Below are 22,963 nucleotides of genomic sequence, written 5' to 3'. Positions count from 1 at the left end.
CGCAACCATTTATTGGACCGCGAGATCCATGATCTGTTCCTGAGTCGCGGCGCCGACATCATTGATTTCGCCGGTCAATTTCCCTTCATGCATCACCAAAACCCGGTCTGCCATCCCTAACGCTTCAGGAAGTTCGCTCGTGATCATCAGAATCGCTTTCCCCACAACTGTGAGTTGATTCATCAGTTGATAAATTTCAAACTTTGCACCGACATCGATCCCTCGTGTCGGTTCGTCAAAAATGATGACATCCGCATTTCGTTCAAGCCATTTTGCCAGGACAACCTTCTGCTGATTTCCTCCCGACAGTGTACGGGCCGCTTGATTGCTGTTCGCGAGTTTGATTTGCAGGAGCGATTGATACGATTCAAATGCGTTTTGCTCAGCTCGCTGATCGATTCCGGTGAAACCTGAAAACTTGCGAAGGTTGGGAAGCCCGAAATTGTGTAGTACGGACTGATTCACGATCAGACCTTGTGCTTTACGATCTTCAGTAAGTAGGCAAATTCCGGCAGCGATGGCTTGTCGCGGGTTGTTAATTTTGACCGGCTGACCATCGAGTCTCATTGTTCCCGATTCTTTTTTATCCGCACCGAAGAGAAGCCGAGCAACTTCTGTTCGCCCCGCCCCGATCAGACCGGTCAGCGCGACAATTTCTCCACGTTTGACCGAGAGAGAAACATTTTTCACTTTGCTCCCTCTCGACAGTCCGTCTGCTTGAAGCCGTTCCTCACCAATCTCCGCCACCCGTTTTGGGAACTCTTGCTCCAACGTTCGACCGACCATCATCTCGATGAGACGATCTCTGGTCAGTTCAGACGTTTTCTGTGTGCCGACGTAATTCCCGTCTCGAAGTACGGTGACCTGATCGCAAACGGCAAAAATTTCATTCAGACGATGGCTGATGTAGATGATCGAAATCCCTTGTGATTTCAATTCACCAATCACTTCAAAGAGACCGTCAACTTCTTGTGGTGACAACGCTGCTGTTGGCTCATCCATCACAATAAGCTTGGAATCGAGAAGCAAGGCCTTGGCAATTTCCACGAGTTGTTGCTCGGCGACCGTTAAGTTGCCGCAACGCTCCTCAGCGTCAATATCGACTTTGAGTTTCTTGAAGATTTTCGCTGCACGACTTTTTTCAAGTTGAGCTGGTAACCGTTTCCAGATGGAAGTCTCTTGCCCCAGAAAAAGGTTTTCGCGAACCGACAGGGCAGGGATGAGGTTGAATTCCTGATGTATGACACTCACCCCCGCACGTTGTGCGGCAAGCGGATTGCCCGGAGGAAGTGGCTGACCATCAACAAGAACAACGCCTTTCGAAGGGGGATGGATTCCGCACAGAATTTTCATCAACGTGCTTTTGCCTGCCCCGTTTTCTCCGAGAAGCGCGAGAACTTCTCCACGTTTCAGGCTCAGGCTGACATCATTCAGAACCTGCACAGAGCTGAATGATTTCGAAATCTCCCGCATCTGCAGCAGCTCGGCATCATGTTGAGAATTGTCGTCAGTCATAAACTGGTCGTTTAATTGTTCGTCTTAAAATGGGAAGAGGTCTCTTCTTGAATGCGCTTGATGAGTGACGGGTCGCCAGAGGGCGCAACTTGAGATTTCATTCGCTGAAAAACTTCCGCCACGTTCTCTTCCGAACAACTGGCATGATGCTCGAGATACGAGTCTCACTATTGTCAGTCGACTATTGCAACTCCGGGTCTTTCATCGCGTCTGCTTTTCGATAGAGTTCGGTCGGAATGAGTTCAACCGCATTGAAGTCTTCGCCATCAAGATACTTCACGATATTCGCAACAGTTCCGGTCGCCATTTTTTTCGGAAACTGGATCGGGTCGGCGTATATTTTTCCCTCCTTAATCGCTTGCTTCCCTTCAAGCTGTCCGTCGAACCCAACGATGATGATCTGGTCTGTCTTCTTCGCCTGACTCAGCGCGGTATAAGCTCCCAAAGCTGACGGATCATTGATTGCAAAGATTCCGGACAGGTTAGGGTGTTGCTGAATCCCATCTTGAGTCGCTTTGAAGCTGACGTCTTGTGTTGCTCCTCCTTCGAGTTCTGAGACCACATTGATTTTCCCTGACTCTCGATTTGCGTTGTATTCGTTGATTTCGTCGTTGAATCCTTCCACACGCTCAACACAGGAATTTGCTTGCTTAAAGTGCAACACAAGAACATTGCCGCCCGCTTCGCCAAGTGCCTCAATCATCGCTTTACCGGCAAGACGACCGCCTGAGTAATTGTCCGTTCCGATGTGAGCTGTCACTTTCGCCCCTTCAGCGGCACACTGTAAATCACAGGTGAAAACCGGGATGCCTGCTTCATTCGCACGTTTGATCGCAGTTCCGATTGATTCTCGATTGGCGGGATTTAGAACGATTGCAGTGACTTCCTGAGTAATGAAGTTGTCGACCTGCTTAGACTGATTGTTGACGTCGCTTTCAGCGTCAGTCACGATCACTTCGAACCCTTCGGCTTCCGCTGCTTCAGTTAATGTATCTGCAATGATTTTGAAGAATGGGTTCTTTAAATCGAGTGCAGAAAAACCAATTGTGCCACGCGATCCTTTTTCAGCTGTGCCCGTTGAGGTCGTCGATTCAGATTCCGGTGAATTGCCCGCGCAACCGCCCAACAGAATGAGCGACAAGATCGAGACGAGCATTGAGCGGCGAAACATGGAATACTCCGTTTGAATTTAGCAACGGTGAAAATGAACGACTGAATATATTCACATCATTAACATCGTGACTAGCCGAGGCAGACACTTCAAGTGTTCAGCAAAACGAGAGAGACCTCAACGATAGCAGCGAGCATCACAAAATAAAAAAACGCCCCTGAATGCAAGAAGCAAACAGGGGCGTTTGTCATATTTCGGACACCGGCTCACTGAACGCGGTGAAGTTTAGAACCGATCCTGAAACTTGAATCTGCTCCCTCAAACGTTGAGAAAAACAGTGATTCCAGAAGTTTTCGGACTGGTTCTAATTCAACTCAAACTTTTCCAAAAATCGACTTTCCGGTTGAGTGTAAATCGTCACAGGCTTGCCCCAGTCGATCGGCAACACCCTGTTCAGCTTTTTTCAAGTACGAACGAGGATCGTAAACTTTTTTGTTCCCAACTTCGCCGTCGATTTTCAGAACTCCAGCGTAATTCTCAAACATATGCCCGACGACTGGTCGTGTGAATGCATATTGAGTGTCGGTGTCGATGTTCATTTTCACAACACCGTAAGCGAGCGTTTCTTCCAGCTCGTGACGAGGAGTTCCGGACCCGCCATGGAAGACAAGATCGAACGCTGCCTCTTTGCCGTATTTGGCAATCACTGCTTCCTGTCCACTCTTCAGGATGTCTGGTCGCAAAGTGACAGACCCTGGCTTGTAGTGACCATGAACGTTTCCGAAAGTCGCTGCGAAGAGGAAACGACCGATGCCGCTGAGCGCTTCGTGGACAGCGACCATATCTTCTGGAGTGGTGTAGAGTTTGTCATCTGGAACATTTTCCATGTCGGCTCCAGCTGCCCCATCTTCTTCACCGCCAACGATTCCTGCTTCGATTTCGAGAATGATTTCGTTCTCAACACACAATTTGAGCAGGTCTTTCGAGAGAGCCATGTTTTCTTCGAGTGGCAGGTTCGATGCGTCCAACATATGCGACTGGAACAAGTTCCCTTGTCCTGCGGCTCGGCGATCGGCAGTTGCCTGAATCAACGGCTTCAGAAAGCTGTCCACAGCGGTTGGCGGACAGTGGTCTGTGTGAATCCCGACGAGGATGTCGTAGCGTTCAGCGAGACGATGAATCGCTTCTGCCAAAACGATGCTTCCGAGAACTTCGTCCCCAACGTTCAGTCCCGATGCGAATTTTCCGCCACCGGTCGACATTTGGATAATTCCATCGGACCCTTTGTCAGCAAATCCCTTCAACGCAGCATTGATTGTTGTCAAAGATGTGATGTTGACTGCCGGGTAGGCGTAATCACCTTGTTGAGCAGCATCGATCATCGCTGCATACTGTTTTGGTGTTGCGACTGGCATCTGTCAGGACTCCTGAGGTAAAAGAAGGGGTATTTCTGGAATTTCGCCGGACTCGACGAAGGATCAGTCTGAATTTCGAACCTGATTGAGGGTTTAGCGATCAGCGGATAAGAATTCAATACTGAGGGAGCACTCTTCAATGATTTCAGGTTTCAGAGAAAATGCTCTCATTTTCTGAGAGAAAGAGAATTCCCCGCGAGACATCGCTGAGCTTCTCGTCGACTCTTCTCTTCATCTGTTTGCAGATTGAAAGCTGAATGGGTTCGACATCGCAGAGTCAAGCGTTATGTTAGTTATCAACCTGCCCGGACTCCACCAGTGAGACGGCTCCAATCTCAATAAACAAGTGATTTCTGATGCAACTCGGACTCATCAACTCTGCCTGGGCACAAGCTGGTCGTGAAACGACTTGGGGAATTCAAAAAACCAAGGAAATCGGATTTGATTCGATTGATATCTTCACAGACCCACTTGATATCGATGTTCGTGAGCGGCGATTGATCAAAGACGAATGTGACCGCGTTGAACTGCCGATTCGTTCGGTTTGCTGCGTGGCGGCAGGGTTAATCGACTTTAACCCAAGCGTCCAGCAGTTTCATATCGATCGCTGCAAGTCTTTCCTCGATCTCGTGTACGAATATCAGGCCGACAACCTGCTTCTGGTTCTCGGTGAGTACATCTGGAATCAGGAAGTGATTCCCCCCGAGGAACAATGGCAACTGGGCATTGAAAGTTGTATGGAGCTGGCGAACCACGCTGAAGACCTTGGTGTGAAGATTGCCCTCGAACTCGAACCGTTCCCGCTCTCAATGCTTAACAGCATCGACAAGATGGTTGAGTTCATTGATGAAGTGAATCATAAAGTCGTCGGGGCAAATATTGATATTTCTCACCTGCACCTGGCTGGTGTCGCAGCTGATGAAATCTCCAAACTCCAAGGGAAAACACACCACGTTCATATCTCAGATTGCGACGGAAAAAAACATGGTGACCTTCCACCGGGACAAGGGGTCGTGGACTTTCTTCCTTACCTGAAAGAAATTAAAAACCTGAAAATTGACGGGGCCGTCTCGATTGAACTGGAGTACTCGCCCGAGCCAGATAAAATCGAAGAATGGGTTCGAGAAGCTTACGAATCGACTGACAAACTGATGCGGGAAGCTGGACTACGCGATTAGAACCTTGCTAATAGTTGCCGTACTTATGAATGCAAGCTTAGCAAGCAACACAAGCACTGGAGATGCTTTGGACTGATTTCGCGATGCTTCTCTAATTGACTGAACTGTTGAGGAAGATCCCATGCATACATTGAGTCGCATACTCGTTGGCGTTGATTTTCACCGCACGACTGGAGAGCTTCCACTCCCGACACGTCGGGCAATTGAGAAATCGTTGTGGCTCGCTGAGAAGGCAGGGGCAAAGCTTACGCTCATGTCCGTTCTGCGCGGACCGGCACCATCATCAAAGGATAAACTTGAGTCATCTGCCGGCACAGAATATCAGAAACTCATTTCCGAACAAATCGAGACATTCATCGAGAAAGGGCGCAGTGCAGGCGTCGAAGTCAGCTCAAAAATTGTCTATGGACGGGGCTGGCAAGAACTGACTCGCGAAGTCATTCGTGAAGACTTCGACCTGATTATTGTCGGAACTCGCGAAAAGTCTGCGACGACACGGATGCTCTACGGAAGTACTGCTGTCAAGTTGTTGCGAAAGTGTCCTTGCCCCGTTTGGGTGACTCGTCCCGATGTCGATCCAGAATCAGCGACCACAATCGTGGCTGCTGATGATCTCTCGCCGGTCGGTGAAAAAGTCCTGCACACAGCCGTTTCCACTGCACAATTTATTGATGCACGACTTCTGATTGTGAGCGCAGTGAGTTACCCGCACGAAGGGGCGATGATACGAACGGAATGCTCGGAAGAAGATCTCGACAAGTACCGACTCAAAATCCAAACAGATGCAGAAAGAGAGGTCTTCGAGCGGCTTTCAATGACGGACTATCGAACAATTCAGCAAGGAACACAAATTGTTGTCCAGGGCGGCCCGGCAGATACTGTCGTGGAACAAGTCGTTGTCGAAAATCATGCCGACCTGTTGGTCATGGGAACAATCGGACGGGGAGGGGTGCCTGGATTCCTTATCGGAAATACCGCCGAACGCCTGCTTTACGGCCTGCAATGCTCACTTCTCGCGATTAAGCCAGACGACTTCGTCTCACCGGTGAAGGTCGACTGATTCGGATGAAGCGAGTTCGAAAATTCAATTCAGCTTTCTGCCTCGTGACGAACAGCATTTTTTTCAAAGAAACGGGTTCTTCACGGGCACTCGGTAGAGCAGACTACTCTAAGAACAGCCTTTTGCGAGGCCTCTTCGCATTGCCGAGATCTGTAAAAAGTGCTTTTTGTGATGATTCGCTCAAATCCGCAAGAGAGCACGCGATGTTCATTAAAAATTCCATGGAAGTGGCGTGAGCGTTTCTTGCTGCAAACTCTCACAAAGCAATTCGAAAGAAACAAAAAAACTCCATGCCACCGATTTGGCAGCATGGAGTTGAAAAGTGGTCGGGGGCGGGTTTGAACCGCCGACACCAGGATTTTCAATCCTGTGCTCTACCAACTGAGCTACCCGACCGTTGAGACTTCTGCTGAAGGAGTTACGTCGAAAGAAAGTGACATGCTCCCTCAGGCGGGACACATGATTGCGACTGAAGTTCGCTGTGTCAACTTTCAAAGCAAAAGATATTTTCACCGTTTCTTCATCTGGCCGTATTTACCGATTTACAGAATCAGGAAAGATCACGCACGTGATCAGTTATTACTGAAGTCCGGCTTATGCAACTCAAAACTTTATTTCTATTCGTCTGTCACATTCTGTGTTTCAAGCTGTGAAACAGGAAGATCGTCATCGTCGAAGTAGAGTTCATATCGAACGGCATTTCCGCTTTGGTCAAATAGAATTCTAAAGTCTCGACCAATGACAGAGTTCCAGGTGAATAGACCTACCTCGACCGCAGTACTTTTAGGTTCATAGACTCCGAGCAGCATTCCGAACTCCATGCAATAACCCGCGGCTTTCAAAGGCTCCGCAATTTTTCGCCTCGTATGGAAACTCTCGATAGTTCCGTCTTCAGTATAATGGACAGAAAGTGGCTGACCAAATTCCTGAACGATAAGTTCCCGCGTGTCTATCTGCTCAAGATCGATTCCAGCGTTTGCAATTAATGCAGAGCATCCCAAAGCTGAAATTGCCCAAACTGTGCTCAAGATTCCACAAAGAAATCGCATCAAATATGCTCCACTGATCGTAATTCAAGAGTCTGCAATCTTGTGAATCTGATGAGTTGTTACAACCTCGAATCTGTGGATCTCGTTAGAAGCAACTCAGAGTTTGTAAAAATGCGACTGTCTCGGGAAGCAATTTTTTAGAGGCAGTCTTGTTTTTCTGCCTGTTTCGCCTGAAATGCTCTTACCGGAAGAACCGCAGTATCTGCTAGGGCAACAAGTGGTAGACCACACAGAGAAAACCATCCAATGAGAGCTGGGCACTCATCGGAGTATTTCTTGTACCTCATCGCACCAACGTCCCAGGCAACTTCTGCACATTCAAGTGTGGCTGAATATGGCTTCGCTTCCCCGGCCTGCTGCCCATGCTCAAGGAGAGTGCAACCCGTCAGCTTAAACAGTAATAGAAGTACGACTGCATTCTTGAGAATGGCCATCCGTTCATCCCTATGGTCGTTGCGATTTGCATTGATTCATTAACGGATGAAGAAAAATGTGTCCAGAGCCGTTTGCTCTACCGTGCGCCCGTGAGGAACGCATTGCTCTAGTAAAAATGCTGTTCGCCACGAGGCAGAGCCTGCAAACCTATTCGAAAGATGCTCTAAGACAGGCTGCATGGTCCGTCAAATAGAGACAGCAGTTTGAACTGGCTTTGATTTCACGTCATCGTGCATACATGAATGCTCAATGGATGGCAGGCAAAACTCGACCGAGCTGTTCTTACCCTGATCACTATGAAGGTCGTAACTGACTCAAGCTTCCCAAAAGTGTTAAGATCGCTCTTCGCTCAGAATTTCAAATCAAATACCTCGTGACTCTGGATCTTCATTCTCGATTCATTTTATCGAAAGAGATCAATGTCGAAACCTGCATTTTCACGACCGACGAAACTTCAGTGAGAGACCAGCACATGTCGACCAAGGAAGTTGAAGACCCAGCGAGCAGCCAACATAGGCAGGACCGCTTTCTGCGTTGGCGTGGTTTTGTGCGCATCCTATTGATCGTCGAAGTCGTCGCGCTCGCCTGTCTGGCATATTGGAATGCAGTGGAATCCGCGAGCATTCTCCCATCGCTGATCGATCAAGCTCCCAAAGATCCGTTCAAGACAATTTTCATCTCGGCAGCGAACAGTCTGCTTGAGCTCTCTCTTCTAACGGTTCTCTCATTTCTGATTGGGGCAGCTTTCTCTCCCGGAATTCTCGTCACCTCGTGGCCTCGCTTTCTGGCCTCCTGGTTCACAGCTTTCATACTCGCCTTTAGCTTGACGACTTTGTTCACGATCGGAAAGCACAGGCTGCCGATTGTGATTCCTTCTTTCGTGGTCGTTCTTGCACTGATCGTCGCAAGTCTGAGTGGGAGTTGGCTTGGCACAACATGGATGCGGTCGCGGAGTTTACTAGGATGGTTCCTGTTCCAGACCTGTTTTATAGGTGTTGTCTTCATCGGCGGCACTTACTTCATGGCTCAGCTTGCGTTTTCTGGGAATCCGCTTGAAATTGCAGAGACGAAAGTGGCGAGCGACGATCGTCGGAATCTTGTCAAAATATTTAAAGAGCACGATCCTCGAAAGTTGCAATCAGAAGAAACCAGAAAGCTGAGCCTGACCGAAACTGAGTTGAATCAACTTCTCAGCTGGGGGCTTTCGGTATTCCCCGGAGATCATCAAGAAAAACTGACCCTCAAGAAAAATCTCCCGGAGCTACAAGTTTCGTTGCAACTCCCGGAGAATCAGTTCACCTCTTCTCGCCTCAACTTGACGACGGCAGGGGAAGTGACAACTCACCAGGGAGTTCTCGGTTATCGTCCGAAGACGTTTGTCATCGGGAACCTCAGCATTCCTCCCGGTTTCCTGAAATTCTGTGGACCGATTCTTTTCAATAATCAGTGGAACTCTCCCACAGCAGATCGTTTTTTGCATTCGCTCAAGAAAATTAAAATTGACGATGGCCTCGCCACGGTGACTTACTCACAGCTGAATGTGAATCGAGAAAATCTGCGTCAGGCAATGCTTGAGTTTGGCCTGATCGAGGATCTCGAACCGACAATCACCATTTACGTCAATACGTTGATAGGCTTGTCCGAGAATCGCCCCCAACTCACTTTTGGTGATTGTTTTGTGGAAGTTTTTTCTGAAGCCAGAAAGAGATCGGTGGACGGAGATCCGGTCAAGGAGAACCGCGCTGCGATTCTGGCATTAGGTTATGCGCTCGGACATCGAAAACTACGATTGTTCCTGGGAGAAAATGTTCCGGTCATTTCAAACGAGCAACTGAAGAAATTCCGCAAAATTAAATTGCGAGATCGCCAAGACTGGACTCAACACTTTACCGTAAGTGCTGCTTTGCAGGTGTTGTCGAATTCTTCAATCAGTATGGACATTGGCATTTTAAAGGAAGAACTGGACGCGAACGGTGGGAGTGGATTTTCCTTCGGAGACCTGCTTGCAGACAGAGCGGGAACCATGTTCGCTTTCCAAGCAACAAGCTCCAAAGCCAACGCAATCGAACTTCAAAACCATCTCAACTCTGGTTTTCAGGAATCAGACTATATTCCTGACGGCGCAGATCTCCCTGAAGGTTTGAGCGATCAAGAGTTTCAGGCCGAGTATGGCGGGGTAGGGGGAGATGGCTATCAAGAACTGCTCGACGAGATCGATGGTAGAATCAAAGAGTGTGCTGCATACCAAACCGACGAGTAATCAGCTCTGAAATTCAATCCGGGAACCTTGGACTGAGAGTTTGCATTAGACTTTGAGGGAGCGCATTTCAGAAGAAGTAGCGAAACCTGCTCGTCATCACTTTGGCCTTCATATTGACGACGGGCATCGCCGACACATAAACTGTCGCTGATCATTCATCCTAATCCGAGAAGAGCATGTTTCGACTATCATTGGGTTCAACTGGACGGTATTGCGACGGGGTTTCGCGCCGGTCGTTTTTGCAGATCGGTATGGCAGGGATGGGATCGCTCGGGATGAGCGACATCCTGCGAGCAAAGGCTCAGGCAGGGAGTTCGTCTCAGGCCGAGACCTCGCTGATTCTCATCTGGCTGGATGGTGGCCCGAGTCACATGGACACCTATGATCCCAAGCCGGACGCTCCGTCGGAGTATCGTGGGATCTGGAATCACATCCCAACAAATGTTCCGGGAATCGACATTACGGAACTCTTCCCACTTCAAGCGAAACTGGCGGATCGCTATTCGCTCGTTCGATCGGTCCATCACAATGCCGGAGACCACTTCACCGCGGGCCACTGGATGTTGACGGGGCGCGGCGGTGTGAACGGGGCCATGAAAGCTCAGAAGTACCCATTCTTTGGGGCCGTCGCTACGAAAGTTCTCGGTCCACGTGTTGCCGGGATGCCAGCATTCGTCGGAGTCCCATACTCGATGAGTATCGGTATTCGTCCGGGTTATTTTGGAGGGCATTATTTAGGCGTTGAAAACAATCCCTTCGAAACGGTTGGCGATCCCAATAACGACAACTTCAAAGTTCAGAACCTGAATCTTGCAAAAGGGCTCAACCTGGATCGTCTTACAGAGAGACGATCATTGACGGTCCACTTCGATGAAGTGCGACGGCTCATGGATAAGTCGAAAGCGATGCAGACGACGGATCAATTTGAGCAGGAAGCGTACGAGCTCGTTACTGGAGCCCGGGCACGTGATGCATTCGACATTCAGCAGGAGACGCCTGAGAATAGAGATCGTTACGGCCGCAACAGTTGGGGCCAAAGCGTGCTCTTAGCCCGCCGCCTTGTCGAGGCTGGCTCGACAATTGTGACGTGTCACTTTGGTGGCTGGGATTCTCACTGGGATCATCAAGCTCGAATGGAAACCTATCTTCCGAAAGTGGATCTTGCAGTCAGCGGTTTACTCAATGATCTCAAGGAACGAGGTCTTGATGAGAAAGTAATGGTCGTTGTCTGCGGTGAATTTGGTCGTACGCCGAAAATGAACAATGGAGGAAACGGCGGGGCTCCTATGAGTAAAGGAACACCCGGACGCGATCACTGGGGCAATGCTCTTTCCGTATTGATGGCAGGGGGAGGCCTCAAAGGGGGAACCGTTGTTGGAGCGACGAACAAACGTGGCGAACATCCGACCGAACGACCTGTTCGTCCCGGAGATTTGCATCACACGATCTTGCGACAACTCGGGGTCGACCCAACTCTGAACTTCCTGAATCACGCTGGTCGTCCAATCCCCGCTGTTGATCATGGTGCAGTCATCGAGGAACTCATCGCATAACGAACCAATGAGCGGCTTATCGGATGCGGTGATCAAATGAGGCGTTGGACTGGAGCTGCTCCTTGTCCTCAATTTTTGTGAAGTGATACCGTAAAGCTTTCGGTATCACTAAACCTTGTGTCAATGAACTCTGAAAACTCACACTACTTTCGAAGCCAGGCTCTTTCTGAACAGAGTCTGGTCAAGGACCTTCTCTTTAGCGACAATGCCGTCTCGGTACGAAAAGTCGATAAATAGAGCAGTTTGCTCTGCCGAGTGCCCGTGAAAAACTCATTTCCCTAATGAAATTGCTGTTCGCCACGAGGCAGAACCTGAAAACCAACTCGAAAGATGCTCTAGAAAGTCAGTCAGTTGCTTCAAAATCATTCGCTTTCTTGCGACATACTTGTCGCCGGTGGAGGCCCAGCCGGAGTTCCCTGCGCCCTCGCTGCTGCTCGCAATGGAGCCAAAGTGATCCTCTGTCAGGATCGATCCGTTCTCGGTGGAAATGCTTCCAGCGAAGTCCGTATGCACGTTGTAGGTGCAAATGGGACAGGGTCTTTTGACCGTGGAGCTGAACTGGAAACAGAAGCTCGTGAGGGCGGAATCATTGAAGAAATCCGACTGGAAAACTGCGTTCGCAATCCACAACGGTCGGCCGCCATCTTTGATTTGATTCTGTACGACTTGTGCCGAAATGAGCCTAACCTGACTCTAATGCTCAACACAACGGTGACAGGCGCCGTGGTCGAAGACAATCGAATCAGGCATGCCATTGCAGAACGGCAAAGTACCGAAGACCGCTTTCAGATCGCAGCTGAGATCTTCATTGATTGCACCGGTGACGGACGACTTGGCGTTGAGGCGGGCGCCGCATTTCTGGAAGGTCGGGAAGATCGGGAGGCCTATGCGGAATCACTTGCGGTTGAGGTTGCGGATTCACAGCGATTGGGATCAACAATCTTGTTGCAGGCCAGAAAACATCCGAATCCGATGCCGTATCGGGCGCCGACGTGGGCCAGGAAATTCTCAAAGCAAGATTTGAAACTCCGGTTGTACTCGGTCCCGGGAGAGGAAGAGCCGACTCATGAGTATGGATACTGGTGGGCAGAGTGGGGCGGGACGCTCGATACAATCAAAGACAACGAAACGATTCGCGATGAGCTGCTCGCCATTGCACTTGGAATCTGGGATCACGTTAAGAACGGTCCTGCTGAATCGAAGTCCAATGATGATCCATTTGAAGCTGCCAATTGGGCTTTAGACTGGATCGGCTTTCTCCCCGGAAAACGAGAGAGCCGACGCTTCATTGGACAACATCTTCTCACTCAATCCGACATTCTTTCCTCGCGTCAGTTCGCGGATGCCATCGCGTACGGCGGATGGTCGCTCGATCTGCATCCCCCCGAAGGTGTCGACGCCCCGGAGAAAGCTCCCTGCACGCAAACGCGAGTCCCATATCTATATGACATCCCATTACGATGCTGCATTGCTCAGGACACCGAAAACCTGATGTTTGCTGGCCGAAATATCTCAGCCACGCACGTCGGTTTTTCTTCAACCCGCGTGATGGCAACGTGTGCTGCAATTGGACAAGGAGTCGGGACCGCTGCCGCATTTGCTCAGGAGCATAATCTTTCCCCAAATGTCCTTGCTCACAGTCAAACCGCGATCCATACGATTCAGCAGACATTGCATCAGGACGATGCGTTTCTGATTGGTCAAACAAATCGTGCCCCAAAAGACTTGGCAAAATCCGCCACAATTACGGCATCAAGTGAGCTGCCGGAAGGTCTGGCGAACAATGTCATCTCCGGTCAAACACGTTCAGTTCATGGCCCCAGCGGAGCTCCACCCTCACGAGCGAATGCGGGGTCGCACCGCTGGATGTCAGATCCTGAGAAAGGACTTCCAGCCTGGTTGCAGTTCGAATGGGATCAGCCAGTCTGCATCACCGAAATACAACTGGTGTTCGACACAGGACTTCATCGCCATCTCACTCTCAGCCACCACGATGGATACACCTCAAAAATGATCTGGGGCCGCCCGCAACCGGAGACCGTTAGTGATTACGAAATCAAAGTAAAGAGAAAGGGTGAATGGGTGACAGAGGTTCTGGTGACGGGGAATTATCAACGTCTACGTAAACACCTGATCGAGTCCTCATTTCAAACGAACTCGTTACGAATCGAAGTGACAGGAACGAATGGACTTTCTCATGCACGGATCATGGAGGTTCGGTTGCTCTCCTGATTCATCGGGAATCACCTGTCCTTCGAATCACGATAGAGAGGACCGGACGTTCGAGGTCAGGAGAACTCCACTGCCAGCTGGAACTCTTCAGACGCGAAGCCATTTGATTGTTCAGCTGTAAATACGAAACGGCCTGAGCTTGAATTTCCGAAGCAATTTGAGCCGAACGTTTCCAGGCAGAGACAGAGGGAGTTGGTGTCCAAACGAGAATTTCCGCTTCTGATCCTGACCGGTTCAGGAAAGGACGAAGTTCCACGAGTAGTTGTTTGAGTCCTTCGTCAAGATGCTGTGATGTTTTGGGAAGAGGCTGGTAACGATCAAACGTAACCTCCCCCGCAACATCTTCAGAAGTGGAGGCGGCATGCAGCCGTTCGAGTTCATTAAGCATTCGTTCGAAGTCGTCCTGTTCCCGATCACGAACATGCAGTCGATCAGCGACCTCATCCGGGCCATGGCCAGTCTTGACGTCGTCAGTCTCATCAGCAACTCGGTAGTGTGGGCTGGAATGATTCAGTTGAATTGAATGTTGGCTTCTTCCAGACGGAAAAATTCCGGGGACCCCGAGTGAATTGGTCGCCTGGATAAACGAGCCAGTTCCTGAATACAAGTTGGCTCCAGTCTGCTCTGAAGCAAGTGAGTTCAACACAATGAAAAACGCCAGCAAGGCCGTCATCGTGTCGCCAAACGAAATCATATATGAGTTGTTTGGCCCAGCGGACGCTCTCTTTTTGCGAGTTGCCATCGTTCCGGTTTTGGTTGAAGAAAGAATTTGGTTGAAGAAATTAGAAGTGCGCCAGAAATTTCCAGTCAAAATTACTGCTCAAGACGTAATGACAATTGAAGCCCTTTAGGAGCATCACCAATCGCAATCCCGATCCGACCTGGCGGGACGTCAAATCGAGAGGTCAACAGCTCTGCAAGTTGAGCAACATTTGTCAAATGTTCAGGGGAATCTACACTCATTGTCAGTTCGAGAGGCAGCCGCTTCATTTGGTTCGCCAAGAGACTCAGTTGACGCAATGCAACTTCGGTCGGCTCCCCGTTCAAAGTTGTGAAAAGATGAATTGAGACATCGAGCGAGAACCGTTCGAAGTTTGCCAGGTCATTGTTCTCTTCGAGAGCAGATAACCCTTTCGATGCTGCTTCGGTAACAGGATCTGTGTACATCGGAGGGATTTCGCTCCCTCGCGAAGTCATGCGACTCGACGGAGGTTTAAATCGAACGACAAGAGTCTCCTTCTCCGCATCTTTGACTTTCACTCCGACGTTACTCGCACTCCCGCCAGAGCCGAAAAGCGATTCCTGCATGAGTTCGAACCCTTCGGGCTCGCTGCTCGAAAAAGTGAGCAACAAGATAAAGAACGTCATCAGCAGGGTGATCACGTCGCTGTAAGTCACAAACCAACGTGGAATTTCGCCGTTCTTGGTGGCTGATTTTTTAGATCGTCTCATCGTGCACCTCAGGCTGCCTGGACTGACGATTCAGGTCGACTTGAAGTCGAGAGGAACGCACACAGGCGTTCAGTCACAACCGGTGGGGCGTGTCCATCGACAAGCGACCCCAGACCGGACATCATTAATTCCCGGATCATGATTTCCTGCTGGCTGCGCATTTCGAGTTTCCCTGCTAACGGGATGCAAAACAAATTCGCAATCACTGCGCCGTAGAGTGTTGTCAGCAATGCCGTCGCCATGCCAACACCGATTTGACTGGGGTCGTCAAGCGTTCTCAACATCTGGACGAGGCCGATAAGTGTCCCAATCATCCCGAAGGCAGGAGCCGCTGCCGCCATTGAATCGAGAATTTTCTTGCCGTTTTCGTGTCGATGTTCGATATAGACTATTTCTGTCTCGATCATCGAAGCGAGTTCTTCGCGTGAACTCCCACCGACCACAAGTTCGAGTCCCCGTTTCAAAAACTGGTCGTCAATCTCATCCAGTTTTTTCTCAAGCGCCAGCAAACCGTCTCGACGGGCAACCTTTGCATATTCGGTGAACTGTTCGATGACGTCGTTTGCATCTGGAAGCTTAACAAAGAAGCAGTTCTTCAGAACTGAAAGAACGCTTAAGACTCTCGCTAAGGAAAAGTTGATCAACAGAGCTGAGACGGAACCGCCGACAGTAATCATCAGTGACGGAATGTTGATGAACGGCAATATCGAACCGCCCAGTAGAATCGACCCCAGGACCAGGGCTGTGCCTGCCAGCAGGCCAATGATTGTCGCGATATCCATTTCGCACCTTTATCAGTCTTGAATGATTTCTGTTTCAATGTTTTGAGCAAATTGCTCGGTCGTGTTGCCCATGTCGAACTCGAATACTTCTCGAACTCGAACGCCAATTCGAAAGATGCTCTACGATGCAGCACTCATCTTCCCTTTAATGCGGTAAACGTGTGCCAGGAGTTCTGCAATCGCCCGGTAGTATTCCATGGGGATTTCATCGCCGACATCAGCCAGTGCAAACAATGCTCGCGTAAGAGGTTTTCGCTCAAAAACGGGAACGCCGTTTTCTCTGGCGATCTCCGCAATCCTCCTGGCGAAGGCATCGGTTCCTTTGGCCACAATCACAGGGGCCCCCATCGTTCCGGCCTGGTATTTCAAGGCGACCGCGTAATGTGTTGGGTTGGTGATGACCATTGTCGCCTGAGGAACTTCCTGCAACGTTCGACGCTTGGCGGCTTCCTGCTGAGCGCGTCTCATTTTGTTGCGAATCTGAGGATCAACCTGATCTTCTTTTTGCTCGTCTTTGACTTCCTGTTTGGACATCTTCAATTTCTGCTCATGTCGAAACCGCCGCATCGCAAAATCGACGATGCCCCAGAGAAGTGTGATGCCTGAAAGTGAAAGCAAGAGACGGTGTATCAGAACTTGCTCTACAAGAACTGGTCCGGCTGGGCCTGCGCCAATCACACCTGGACCAGTTCCACCGTTCATCGAGGTCAGTCCTGCCGTCTGTGCACGGAACTCATGAATCGCAATCGAAAACAACAGAAGACTTATTCCTATCGAGCTCAGAAGTTTCAAGATTGATAGTCCCCCGCGAAACAGACTGTCCAGCGACAGTAAGCGACTCCACCCCGATGCTGGAGAGATTTTGTCCCACTTCGGAGCCAAAGGCTGAAAGGTCATCGTTGGCCCCGACTGGAGTTGCGATGCCAGCAGTGCCGTGCCGGTTGTCAATGTGAACACGACTCCAGAGCAAATCAGAATTCGGGAGAGCAACCACTTCCCAGCAAGAATTGTTTCAACCGTCTCCCATTCACGAAGCCGCAGCCCACTGAAGGCTTCGGTCAACGGAAATGAAAAAAGATCCAGAGCGGCTTCCCAAAACAAAAACACAAACAGGCTGACAGTACACAACATCACACCAGCTGAAAGATCAGGGCTAAAGACGACCTGACCTTCCTCACGCGCATGTTCGCGTTTGCGAGGAGTCGCTTCTTCAGTCTTGTTTTGATCTTGTGTTTCAGACATCGTCAAGCTCGGGGATCATCATCTGGATTCAGGATAGCTGCATCAGCCAACGTTCAACGAGAACAGGCATGCGCAAAATGAGGTCCGGAATAAAAAGGAACAATGCAAGCAGCCCAGCCAACAGCCGCACAGGCATTCCAAAATTGAACAGGTTAAACTGCGGTGTTTGCCGCATAATAAAAAGCAAACTGACTGTCGTCCCGAACATCAGCATGACCACGGGAGCTGCCAGATTCACACCGACCCCAGTCGTGTCCGCGATGGTTCTCATGACCCACTCTCCACTCACGGAAGCCCACTGATGCCCCACCGGAAACAATTGAAAACTGGCATCGAAAATGCGAAAAAACAGATGGTGCCCATCGAATGAAAAGAAGATCAAAACGGCCAGAGCATCAAGGATTTCCGAGAGGACGTTGCTACTCCCATCCCCAGACGCGGATGTCAGTGTCGCGATCGTCAGCCCCATTTCCTGAGCAATGAAAGCTCCAGAAATTCGAATGGGAATGAACACCATTCCCATCAGCCAACCCATCGCGGCTCCAAGTGTCGCTTCGCGTCCGATCATCCAGGCAAAAAGCAACCAGGACCGCTCGCCATATTGAGACATCGCAAGAGTCATTCCTGGAACGAATTGGGAGAACCACACAACGGTAAGAGTCACAGCCAAGCCGACCTTGACGGTCCTCGGAACTCGGGTTCCACCAAACAACGGCAAAAAAGCCACGAATGCAGAGACGCGGACGAACAACAGAAATGTTGCTTCGAGAACAAGTTCAATCATTCAGTCACCTCATCCCTCGTACTGGCTCTCCCGCCAGTCAACCGCATTCACAATTCCGTTTCGACTGTTGTGCTGGTTCTGTTATTGCGTGGCTTCGATCATGCGGAGCATCATTCGGGAAGTAAACGCCATCGCAACTTTCAAACTCCAAGGAAGAGTTCCCATCAGGACCAACGCGACAGCAACAATTCTCGGAGCAAAAGTGAGCGTTTGTTCCTGAATACTGGTGACAGTCTGAAACACACTGATGACTCCCCCGACCAACAAACTGACTACGACAGCCGGAAGCGACAGCAGCAGCGCTGTCAGCAGTAGATCACGACCAATCAAAACGACTTCAGAAGAGACCATGACATTCCTTCGCTCATCTCATTGAGAATTTTGAACGCTTCGCACATGTTTCAGGGCAGGGGATTGAACGACTGAATTCACTGATTTAACGCAGCGTCCGTCTTGCTCGTTTCGACTCTTTAGGTGACTTCAGATTACGAAACTCGCTGACCAAATCCTGAACAAGTTTGGCATCATCAAGACTCGATAAGATTTTTGCCGCTTCCCGTTCTTCTAGATGAGAGAGAATCTCCACAGCAATGGGCATCTTTCCATCGTTCGCCATTTCACGCAGCACCTCCGCCGCTTTGACTTCGTCCATACTTTGAATCCACTGAGCAAGTTTTTTCGTATTTGTCGTATGTTGCTCATCGACTTCGATTTGGACTTCTTCCATCTTCTTGAGTTTTTCCTCGGCGGCTGTTCGCTCATCAATCACCGCTTGCCTTGCTTGAATTAAGCGGTCAACCAAAATTTCCGCTTTGGCAAGTTCACTCTTCACTTGCGTTTGTTGTGCCTCAATCGCTCCTTGCTCTTGCTGGATGTCAGCCAAGGCAATTTGTTGATGAATTTCTTGCTGCCGGAGCTTTTCGGCATCATCCTTAAGTCGTTTCTCACGACGTTTAAGGTCCATCCCCAACCGAACCATCTCTTCCACGGAAAGTTCTTGAGGGCGAATCGACAAGTTCCCCTTTGCGGAATCCCTGGACGCACTTCCCTGTGGAGCACGTCCTGTCACTTGAGTTCCGTTCCCTTCACTTCCTGGAGGGCTATCCGCTTCGATGTCGCTTGCCTCAGCCAGGTAGTTCGTTTTCAACCACAGTGAACCGAAAACGCTGCCTGCAAAGACCGCAATCGTAAGAGTGAGAATGACAACAGATTTCACAGCTTTGTGCTTTCGTTCCAAGGATGAGAATGAGTGTTCGAGTACGAATCCAAAATCTCCAGAACTGGATCTGGATAAATCTTTGTAAGCAACTCAACGTTTGTATTGAGTTGACTGTTCGCCACTTGAGTGACAATCACTTTTCAAATTTGCATCGACGAATTCGACATCTGCCGAACGAATGTTTTTCTGGGCTGAGCTCTCTTCAAGTTGAAGTTGATCACGCTTCATTCGCTCAAGTCGAGATTCGCTGCGTCGACGGTCGAGGAGTTTTTGTAGAGCTTGTTCACGGGCATACTCTTGTTTGTATTGCGCCCTCAGAGCTTGGATTTCATCTTCAAGATCCAGTCGCTTTTGGCTGAGCCCCTGAATTTGCTCGGAGAGTCGATCACATTCATTTCGATTGACATGAACAACTCCCATGACTGAACTGCTTGCATCGTTAGTACGGAATCTTCTCAGTTGATCTGGATTCAAGAGACTGGTTTGAATCTCCTGGATCGCTGTATCCATTTGGGATATTTGCAATTGACACTGACGCCTTTTCGCTTCCAACTCGACAAGTTCCATGGCCATCGATTGGACCCGATGCGAGATGACTTTCAGGATTTTTTCATAGTTCGCTGTGGAGGATTTCTTCATTTTGAACATTCACCAACAAAGCGGATCTTTGAGCCGCGTGCGTTGTCAATTTGAACGACACATTCAATTCACAGCACTCTTTAACGTTGATCCGCTGTCGCTGGACAGGTTGACGAGGTGAGCCATGTCGTGGGCAGTCTGGTTCAGCTGACTGGTTTCTCCGATTCGCTGATGCAGAAACTTATGAATTGCGGGGAGCCTGTGAATGGCATTGTCTACAGCGGCCGATGTACCAGGTTGATACAGTCCGACCTGAATCAGTTCTGCAACCTCTTCGTATGTCGCCAAACATTCCCGAATGCTGTGAGCTGCAACTTGTTGCTGTGGTGACGTCACTTCACGGAACAGACGGCTGAGACTCTTGAGGACATTGACTGCGGGGAAGCACCCTTTCTGTGCCAACAGGCGATCCAGAACCAGGTGACCATCGAGAATCGAACGTGCAGCATCTGAAATCGGTTCATCAAGATCATCGCCATCGACCAGCACTGTGATCAACCCGGTAATTGAACCTGTTTGACCGTTCCCCAAACGTTCGAGCGTGACAGCGAGAGTCGACAACACTGAACTCGGATACCCGCGTTGCCCGGGAGCTTCTCCGCGAGCGAGCCCGATCTCTTTTTGTGCAGTCGCGAAGCGTGTCAGGCTGTCTAGAAAAAACAAAACATCAGCTCCCTGATCACGAAACTCTTCTGCAATAGTGAGTCCGGTCCGGACTGCCTGAATTTTCATCAGCGGCGTTTCATCCGAAGTCGCCACCACAACGACCGACCGTTTCAACCCTTCGTGACCGAGACAATCTTCAAGAAATGGACGGACCTCTCGTCCACGTTCCCCAACGAGCACAATCACATTCAGATCCGCGACATTCGAATCCGATTCTGCAAATTTCGCGATTTCTCCCAAGAGGGTACTTTTTCCGACACCTGATCCCGCAAACAATCCCATTCGTTGACCTCGCCCAATTGTCAGCATTCCGTCGATGACTCGTTGGCCAGTCGCTAATGGCTGTGTGATTCTTTTACGCTCAAGGGCCTGTGGAGATGGAGAATCAGTCATTCTTTGTTTGAACGCTTGCAATGGTTCTCGACCATCGATTGGCTGCCCCAACCCATTGAGAACCCTCCCTAACAAATTCCATCCTACCGGGACCTGGACAACTCGATTGAGCGCCACCACGTCCATCCCGGGAGCGAGCCCGTGAGAACGGTGGAATGTCATGAGTTGAGATTGATTTTCATAAGCCGCGATCACTTCTGCTTGGACCTTTTCTCCGAACCCGGTTTCGATTTCGCACATTTCCCCCAACGCCATCGTCAGATTGGCTGTGAGGAGATCACGCACGCTATGCAGTTTCCCGACGGTCTGGAAAACGTCGCAACGTTGCGTCTGCATTTTCAGCTTTTCGACGTTCAATCTGAGAGTCATCAAGTTCTTCCAGCCAGTGTTTTCGAATGTTTGCCAACCGCTGCGAGATGTTCGACCTGAGAGTCTGTTTTTTGAAGGACTGAACCTCGCAAGATCCTCGTTCGAACGAGGAGTTGGTCTGAAATGTGATGTTTGTTGCGAGTTGATCGAATTCCAAATCTTTCATGCGAGACATCAGCAGTTCGTAATCTGCGGGATTCAGCTGAACAGTGATCGGGTCGTCCTGCTCGAATTGTTTCACCGCAGAGTCAACCAATTCTTCAATTCCGAATTGGTTTGCCTCAATGGCCTCGAACACCAGATGCGATGCCGCCGCGACAGCGAGTTCGATGGCGACTTGCTGCATCTCCGAAAGTGTTTGCTCGCGTGTTTGTGAATACGCATAGACTTGCTCAACGAACGCTTCCAACAGTTGCCGACACTGCTTCAATTCCAATTGCTCACGTTCATCTTGCTGGAGCACTGTTGGTTTCGCAGGACTTTCGACTTCAGCTCTCAGGGCCACTTCTGGACTTGCAGGAGATTCAGGAGCATAGGGCTTGACCGAAGCTCGCCGCAGAGTCTTCCTGGCATTTTGCCTGATGCGAATTTCTGTCGGCCTTTGAGTCCAACGAATTCGTTCTTGATGCCGTTGTGGTAGGGTCATGCCAATTCCTCATCAGCTGTCCCGATGGCCTGCGCGATCTTGTCGCGTGCCGCTTTCTGCTGTGTTGGAGAAAGCGGACGTTGATAAGCGAGCTCTTCCCGAAGCGTACTGGCCGCACGTCTTGATAGATTGCTCATGATCTTTTCGACGAGTTCTGATTCCGCCTCGAACAATGCCTCTTGAAGAGTATTCGAATCGATCTGGGCAAGGACTTCTTGAACCTGCCGATCTTCCAAATCGAGTAAGTCTTCAAATCGGTACATCGCTTTTTGTAGTTCCATCGCAACTTCTTCATTCTCTTCACGGAGCGAGTCGATCAACTCTCGTCGATCGTTTTTATCAATTTCACGAAAGACATCTGCCATCCGGAGGATTGGATCGACGAGTTCTTTTTTCTGTGTTGGATAACTTGTCGCTCTTTGGATCGTCGTGGCAGCGATCTTCTCAAAGACGACTTCCGGAGCTTGTGGATTGCGAGCTAACTCGAGGACGACCGCTTGTCGCTGCTGAGGAGAAATCTGCTTCAACAAATCTGCAACACGCGGTGATGATAAATTCTGTAATAGAAGGGCAACCGTCCGAGGACTCTCCTCATCAAGAACTGCAGCCAGTTGGAACAGATTCATCTTTTCAAGGTCTCGATTCGACTTGCCTGTAAGCAAGTAGATCTCTTCGTCCACTTCAGAGTCGTCTTCATCGGGAGTATGCATTTTGAGTTGGGGGCCACGGATTTTTTCAGCGAGTCGAAAGAGCCGTTGAAATTCATCGATCAACTCTTCAATCCGTTTCTGAGATGGAAAACGTCCTGCTTCCGTGCGGATTTTGTTTTGTAGCTCTGTTCGAATTTCGTCAGGCAACGACGCGAACACCGAATTTCGGGCGTCGTCGTTCAACAAACGTAAAAGTGTGAGAACTCGTCGTTCGTTTCCTGCAACAGCTGGCATGATGGTCTCTTATGCTGAA

General features: G+C 49.8%; 21 protein-coding genes and 1 tRNA gene. 5 read left to right on the top strand and 17 right to left on the bottom strand.

Annotated elements, in window-relative coordinates; all coding sequences use genetic code 11:
* Positions 1–9: 9 nt before the first annotated feature.
* The 3 genes from Mal48_RS09620 to fbaA form a co-directional block, all read right to left on the bottom strand.
* Positions 10–1,515 (bottom strand): sugar ABC transporter ATP-binding protein, encoded by a 1,506-nt coding sequence (locus tag Mal48_RS09620; RefSeq protein ID WP_197442205.1) that lies wholly within the window; start codon positions 1,513–1,515, stop codon positions 10–12.
* Between the two features lie 181 nt (positions 1,516–1,696).
* Positions 1,697–2,686: a substrate-binding domain-containing protein gene (locus Mal48_RS09615; RefSeq protein ID WP_197442204.1), complete on the bottom strand. Its 990-nt coding sequence runs from the start codon at positions 2,684–2,686 to the stop codon at positions 1,697–1,699.
* Between the two features lie 314 nt (positions 2,687–3,000).
* Positions 3,001–4,041 carry a class II fructose-bisphosphate aldolase gene (gene fbaA / locus Mal48_RS09610; RefSeq protein ID WP_145198401.1) on the bottom strand — a complete coding sequence of 347 codons (1,041 nt, stop codon included), beginning with the start codon at positions 4,039–4,041 and terminating at the stop codon, positions 3,001–3,003.
* A gap of 356 nt (positions 4,042–4,397) precedes the next feature.
* Between fbaA and Mal48_RS09605 the strand changes: the two genes are divergently transcribed.
* Together Mal48_RS09605 and Mal48_RS09600 are read left to right on the top strand one after the other, a co-directional pair.
* The gene (locus tag Mal48_RS09605) at positions 4,398–5,219 is read left to right on the top strand and encodes a sugar phosphate isomerase/epimerase family protein (RefSeq protein WP_145198399.1); all 822 of its coding nucleotides are present in this window, start codon (positions 4,398–4,400) and stop codon (positions 5,217–5,219) included.
* Positions 5,220–5,340: 121 nt separating this feature from the next.
* Positions 5,341–6,279: a universal stress protein gene (locus tag Mal48_RS09600; RefSeq protein WP_145198397.1), complete on the top strand. Its 939-nt coding sequence runs from the start codon at positions 5,341–5,343 to the stop codon at positions 6,277–6,279.
* 323 nt (positions 6,280–6,602) lie between these two features.
* Here Mal48_RS09600 and Mal48_RS09595 read toward each other — a convergent pair.
* The 3 genes from Mal48_RS09595 to Mal48_RS09585 all read right to left on the bottom strand — a co-directional run bounded on the left by Mal48_RS09595 (position 6,603) and on the right by Mal48_RS09585 (position 7,762).
* Positions 6,603–6,675, bottom strand: a tRNA-Phe gene (locus tag Mal48_RS09595).
* Positions 6,676–6,896: 221 nt separating this feature from the next.
* Positions 6,897–7,328 (bottom strand): hypothetical protein, encoded by a 432-nt coding sequence (locus Mal48_RS09590; RefSeq protein ID WP_145198395.1) that lies wholly within the window; start codon positions 7,326–7,328, stop codon positions 6,897–6,899.
* A gap of 137 nt (positions 7,329–7,465) precedes the next feature.
* Entirely contained in the window at positions 7,466–7,762 is a 297-nt protein-coding gene (locus Mal48_RS09585) for a hypothetical protein (protein ID WP_145198393.1), read from the bottom strand.
* Positions 7,763–8,235: 473 nt separating this feature from the next.
* Here Mal48_RS09585 and Mal48_RS09580 point away from each other — a divergent pair, with 473 nt between their 5' ends.
* From Mal48_RS09580 to Mal48_RS09570, 3 genes are all read left to right on the top strand, one after another.
* Positions 8,236–10,023 carry a hypothetical protein gene (locus tag Mal48_RS09580; RefSeq protein WP_145198391.1) on the top strand — a complete coding sequence of 596 codons (1,788 nt, stop codon included), beginning with the start codon at positions 8,236–8,238 and terminating at the stop codon, positions 10,021–10,023.
* Between the two features lie 176 nt (positions 10,024–10,199).
* Positions 10,200–11,576, top strand: coding sequence for a DUF1501 domain-containing protein (locus tag Mal48_RS09575; RefSeq protein WP_145198389.1), 1,377 nt, complete (start codon positions 10,200–10,202; stop codon positions 11,574–11,576).
* 351 nt (positions 11,577–11,927) lie between these two features.
* Positions 11,928–13,808, top strand: coding sequence for an FAD-dependent oxidoreductase (locus tag Mal48_RS09570; RefSeq protein WP_145198387.1), 1,881 nt, complete (start codon positions 11,928–11,930; stop codon positions 13,806–13,808).
* 1 nt (position 13,809) lies between these two features.
* Here Mal48_RS09570 and Mal48_RS09565 read toward each other — a convergent pair whose 3' ends face one another.
* From Mal48_RS09565 to Mal48_RS09515, 11 genes are all read right to left on the bottom strand, one after another.
* Complete coding sequence (locus Mal48_RS09565) at positions 13,810–14,550, bottom strand: flagellar motor protein MotB (RefSeq protein ID WP_145198385.1); 741 nt, start codon at positions 14,548–14,550, stop codon at positions 13,810–13,812.
* A gap of 71 nt (positions 14,551–14,621) precedes the next feature.
* Positions 14,622–15,260: a flagellar motor protein MotB gene (locus tag Mal48_RS09560; protein WP_145198383.1), complete on the bottom strand. Its 639-nt coding sequence runs from the start codon at positions 15,258–15,260 to the stop codon at positions 14,622–14,624.
* A gap of 8 nt (positions 15,261–15,268) precedes the next feature.
* Entirely contained in the window at positions 15,269–16,042 is a 774-nt protein-coding gene (locus Mal48_RS09555; RefSeq protein ID WP_145198381.1) for a motility protein A, read from the bottom strand.
* Positions 16,043–16,162: 120 nt separating this feature from the next.
* On the bottom strand, positions 16,163–17,284 hold the full coding sequence (locus Mal48_RS09550; RefSeq protein ID WP_145198378.1) for an EscU/YscU/HrcU family type III secretion system export apparatus switch protein: 1,122 nt from the start codon (positions 17,282–17,284) through the stop codon (positions 16,163–16,165).
* Between the two features lie 28 nt (positions 17,285–17,312).
* Positions 17,313–18,068, bottom strand: coding sequence for a flagellar biosynthetic protein FliR (locus tag Mal48_RS09545; protein ID WP_145198376.1), 756 nt, complete (start codon positions 18,066–18,068; stop codon positions 17,313–17,315).
* A gap of 81 nt (positions 18,069–18,149) precedes the next feature.
* A complete protein-coding gene (locus Mal48_RS09540; protein WP_145198374.1) occupies positions 18,150–18,419 on the bottom strand; it encodes a flagellar biosynthetic protein FliQ in 270 nt (89 codons plus the stop codon).
* Positions 18,420–18,504: 85 nt separating this feature from the next.
* Complete coding sequence (locus Mal48_RS09535; protein WP_145198372.1) at positions 18,505–19,284, bottom strand: MotE family protein; 780 nt, start codon at positions 19,282–19,284, stop codon at positions 18,505–18,507.
* A 93-nt stretch (positions 19,285–19,377) separates the two neighbouring features.
* Entirely contained in the window at positions 19,378–19,926 is a 549-nt protein-coding gene (locus Mal48_RS09530) for a hypothetical protein (protein WP_145198370.1), read from the bottom strand.
* 63 nt (positions 19,927–19,989) lie between these two features.
* Positions 19,990–21,354, bottom strand: coding sequence for a FliI/YscN family ATPase (locus Mal48_RS09525; RefSeq protein ID WP_197442203.1), 1,365 nt, complete (start codon positions 21,352–21,354; stop codon positions 19,990–19,992).
* The gene (locus Mal48_RS09520) at positions 21,272–22,000 is read right to left on the bottom strand and encodes a FliH/SctL family protein (protein ID WP_145198368.1); all 729 of its coding nucleotides are present in this window, start codon (positions 21,998–22,000) and stop codon (positions 21,272–21,274) included. The genes Mal48_RS09525 and Mal48_RS09520 overlap by 83 nt, the downstream gene beginning before the upstream one ends.
* A complete protein-coding gene (locus Mal48_RS09515; protein WP_145198366.1) occupies positions 21,997–22,944 on the bottom strand; it encodes a FliG C-terminal domain-containing protein in 948 nt (315 codons plus the stop codon). Before Mal48_RS09515 ends, Mal48_RS09520 begins: the two co-directional genes overlap by 4 nt.
* Between the last annotated feature and the right edge of the window lie 19 nt (positions 22,945–22,963).

Origin of the sequence: Thalassoglobus polymorphus (assembly GCF_007744255.1) — a bacterium.
GTDB lineage: Bacteria > Planctomycetota > Planctomycetia > Planctomycetales > Planctomycetaceae > Thalassoglobus > Thalassoglobus polymorphus.
The sequence above is the reverse complement of the archived record's forward strand: the minus strand, read 5'-3'. Positions and strand labels throughout refer to the sequence as shown.

Excerpts from the sequence above, each read along its gene's own strand:
- Mal48_RS09620 (WP_197442205.1), bottom strand. The coding sequence starts at position 1,515 with ATGACTGACGACAATTCTCAACATGATGCCGAGCTGCTGCAGATGCGG.
- Mal48_RS09615 (WP_197442204.1), bottom strand. The coding sequence starts at position 2,686 with ATGTTTCGCCGCTCAATGCTCGTCTCGATCTTGTCGCTCATTCTGTTG.
- fbaA (WP_145198401.1), bottom strand. The coding sequence starts at position 4,041 with ATGCCAGTCGCAACACCAAAACAGTATGCAGCGATGATCGATGCTGCT.
- Mal48_RS09605 (WP_145198399.1), top strand. The coding sequence starts at position 4,398 with ATGCAACTCGGACTCATCAACTCTGCCTGGGCACAAGCTGGTCGTGAA.
- Mal48_RS09600 (WP_145198397.1), top strand. The coding sequence starts at position 5,341 with ATGCATACATTGAGTCGCATACTCGTTGGCGTTGATTTTCACCGCACG.
- Mal48_RS09590 (WP_145198395.1), bottom strand. The coding sequence starts at position 7,328 with ATGCGATTTCTTTGTGGAATCTTGAGCACAGTTTGGGCAATTTCAGCT.
- Mal48_RS09585 (WP_145198393.1), bottom strand. The coding sequence starts at position 7,762 with ATGGCCATTCTCAAGAATGCAGTCGTACTTCTATTACTGTTTAAGCTG.
- Mal48_RS09580 (WP_145198391.1), top strand. The coding sequence starts at position 8,236 with ATGTCGACCAAGGAAGTTGAAGACCCAGCGAGCAGCCAACATAGGCAG.
- Mal48_RS09575 (WP_145198389.1), top strand. The coding sequence starts at position 10,200 with ATGTTTCGACTATCATTGGGTTCAACTGGACGGTATTGCGACGGGGTT.
- Mal48_RS09565 (WP_145198385.1), bottom strand. The coding sequence starts at position 14,550 with ATGGCAACTCGCAAAAAGAGAGCGTCCGCTGGGCCAAACAACTCATAT.
- Mal48_RS09560 (WP_145198383.1), bottom strand. The coding sequence starts at position 15,260 with ATGAGACGATCTAAAAAATCAGCCACCAAGAACGGCGAAATTCCACGT.
- Mal48_RS09555 (WP_145198381.1), bottom strand. The coding sequence starts at position 16,042 with ATGGATATCGCGACAATCATTGGCCTGCTGGCAGGCACAGCCCTGGTC.
- Mal48_RS09550 (WP_145198378.1), bottom strand. The coding sequence starts at position 17,284 with ATGTCTGAAACACAAGATCAAAACAAGACTGAAGAAGCGACTCCTCGC.
- Mal48_RS09545 (WP_145198376.1), bottom strand. The coding sequence starts at position 18,068 with ATGATTGAACTTGTTCTCGAAGCAACATTTCTGTTGTTCGTCCGCGTC.
- Mal48_RS09540 (WP_145198374.1), bottom strand. The coding sequence starts at position 18,419 with ATGGTCTCTTCTGAAGTCGTTTTGATTGGTCGTGATCTACTGCTGACA.
- Mal48_RS09530 (WP_145198370.1), bottom strand. The coding sequence starts at position 19,926 with ATGAAGAAATCCTCCACAGCGAACTATGAAAAAATCCTGAAAGTCATC.
- Mal48_RS09525 (WP_197442203.1), bottom strand. The coding sequence starts at position 21,354 with ATGACTCTCAGATTGAACGTCGAAAAGCTGAAAATGCAGACGCAACGT.
- Mal48_RS09520 (WP_145198368.1), bottom strand. The coding sequence starts at position 22,000 with ATGACCCTACCACAACGGCATCAAGAACGAATTCGTTGGACTCAAAGG.
- Mal48_RS09515 (WP_145198366.1), bottom strand. The coding sequence starts at position 22,944 with ATGCCAGCTGTTGCAGGAAACGAACGACGAGTTCTCACACTTTTACGT.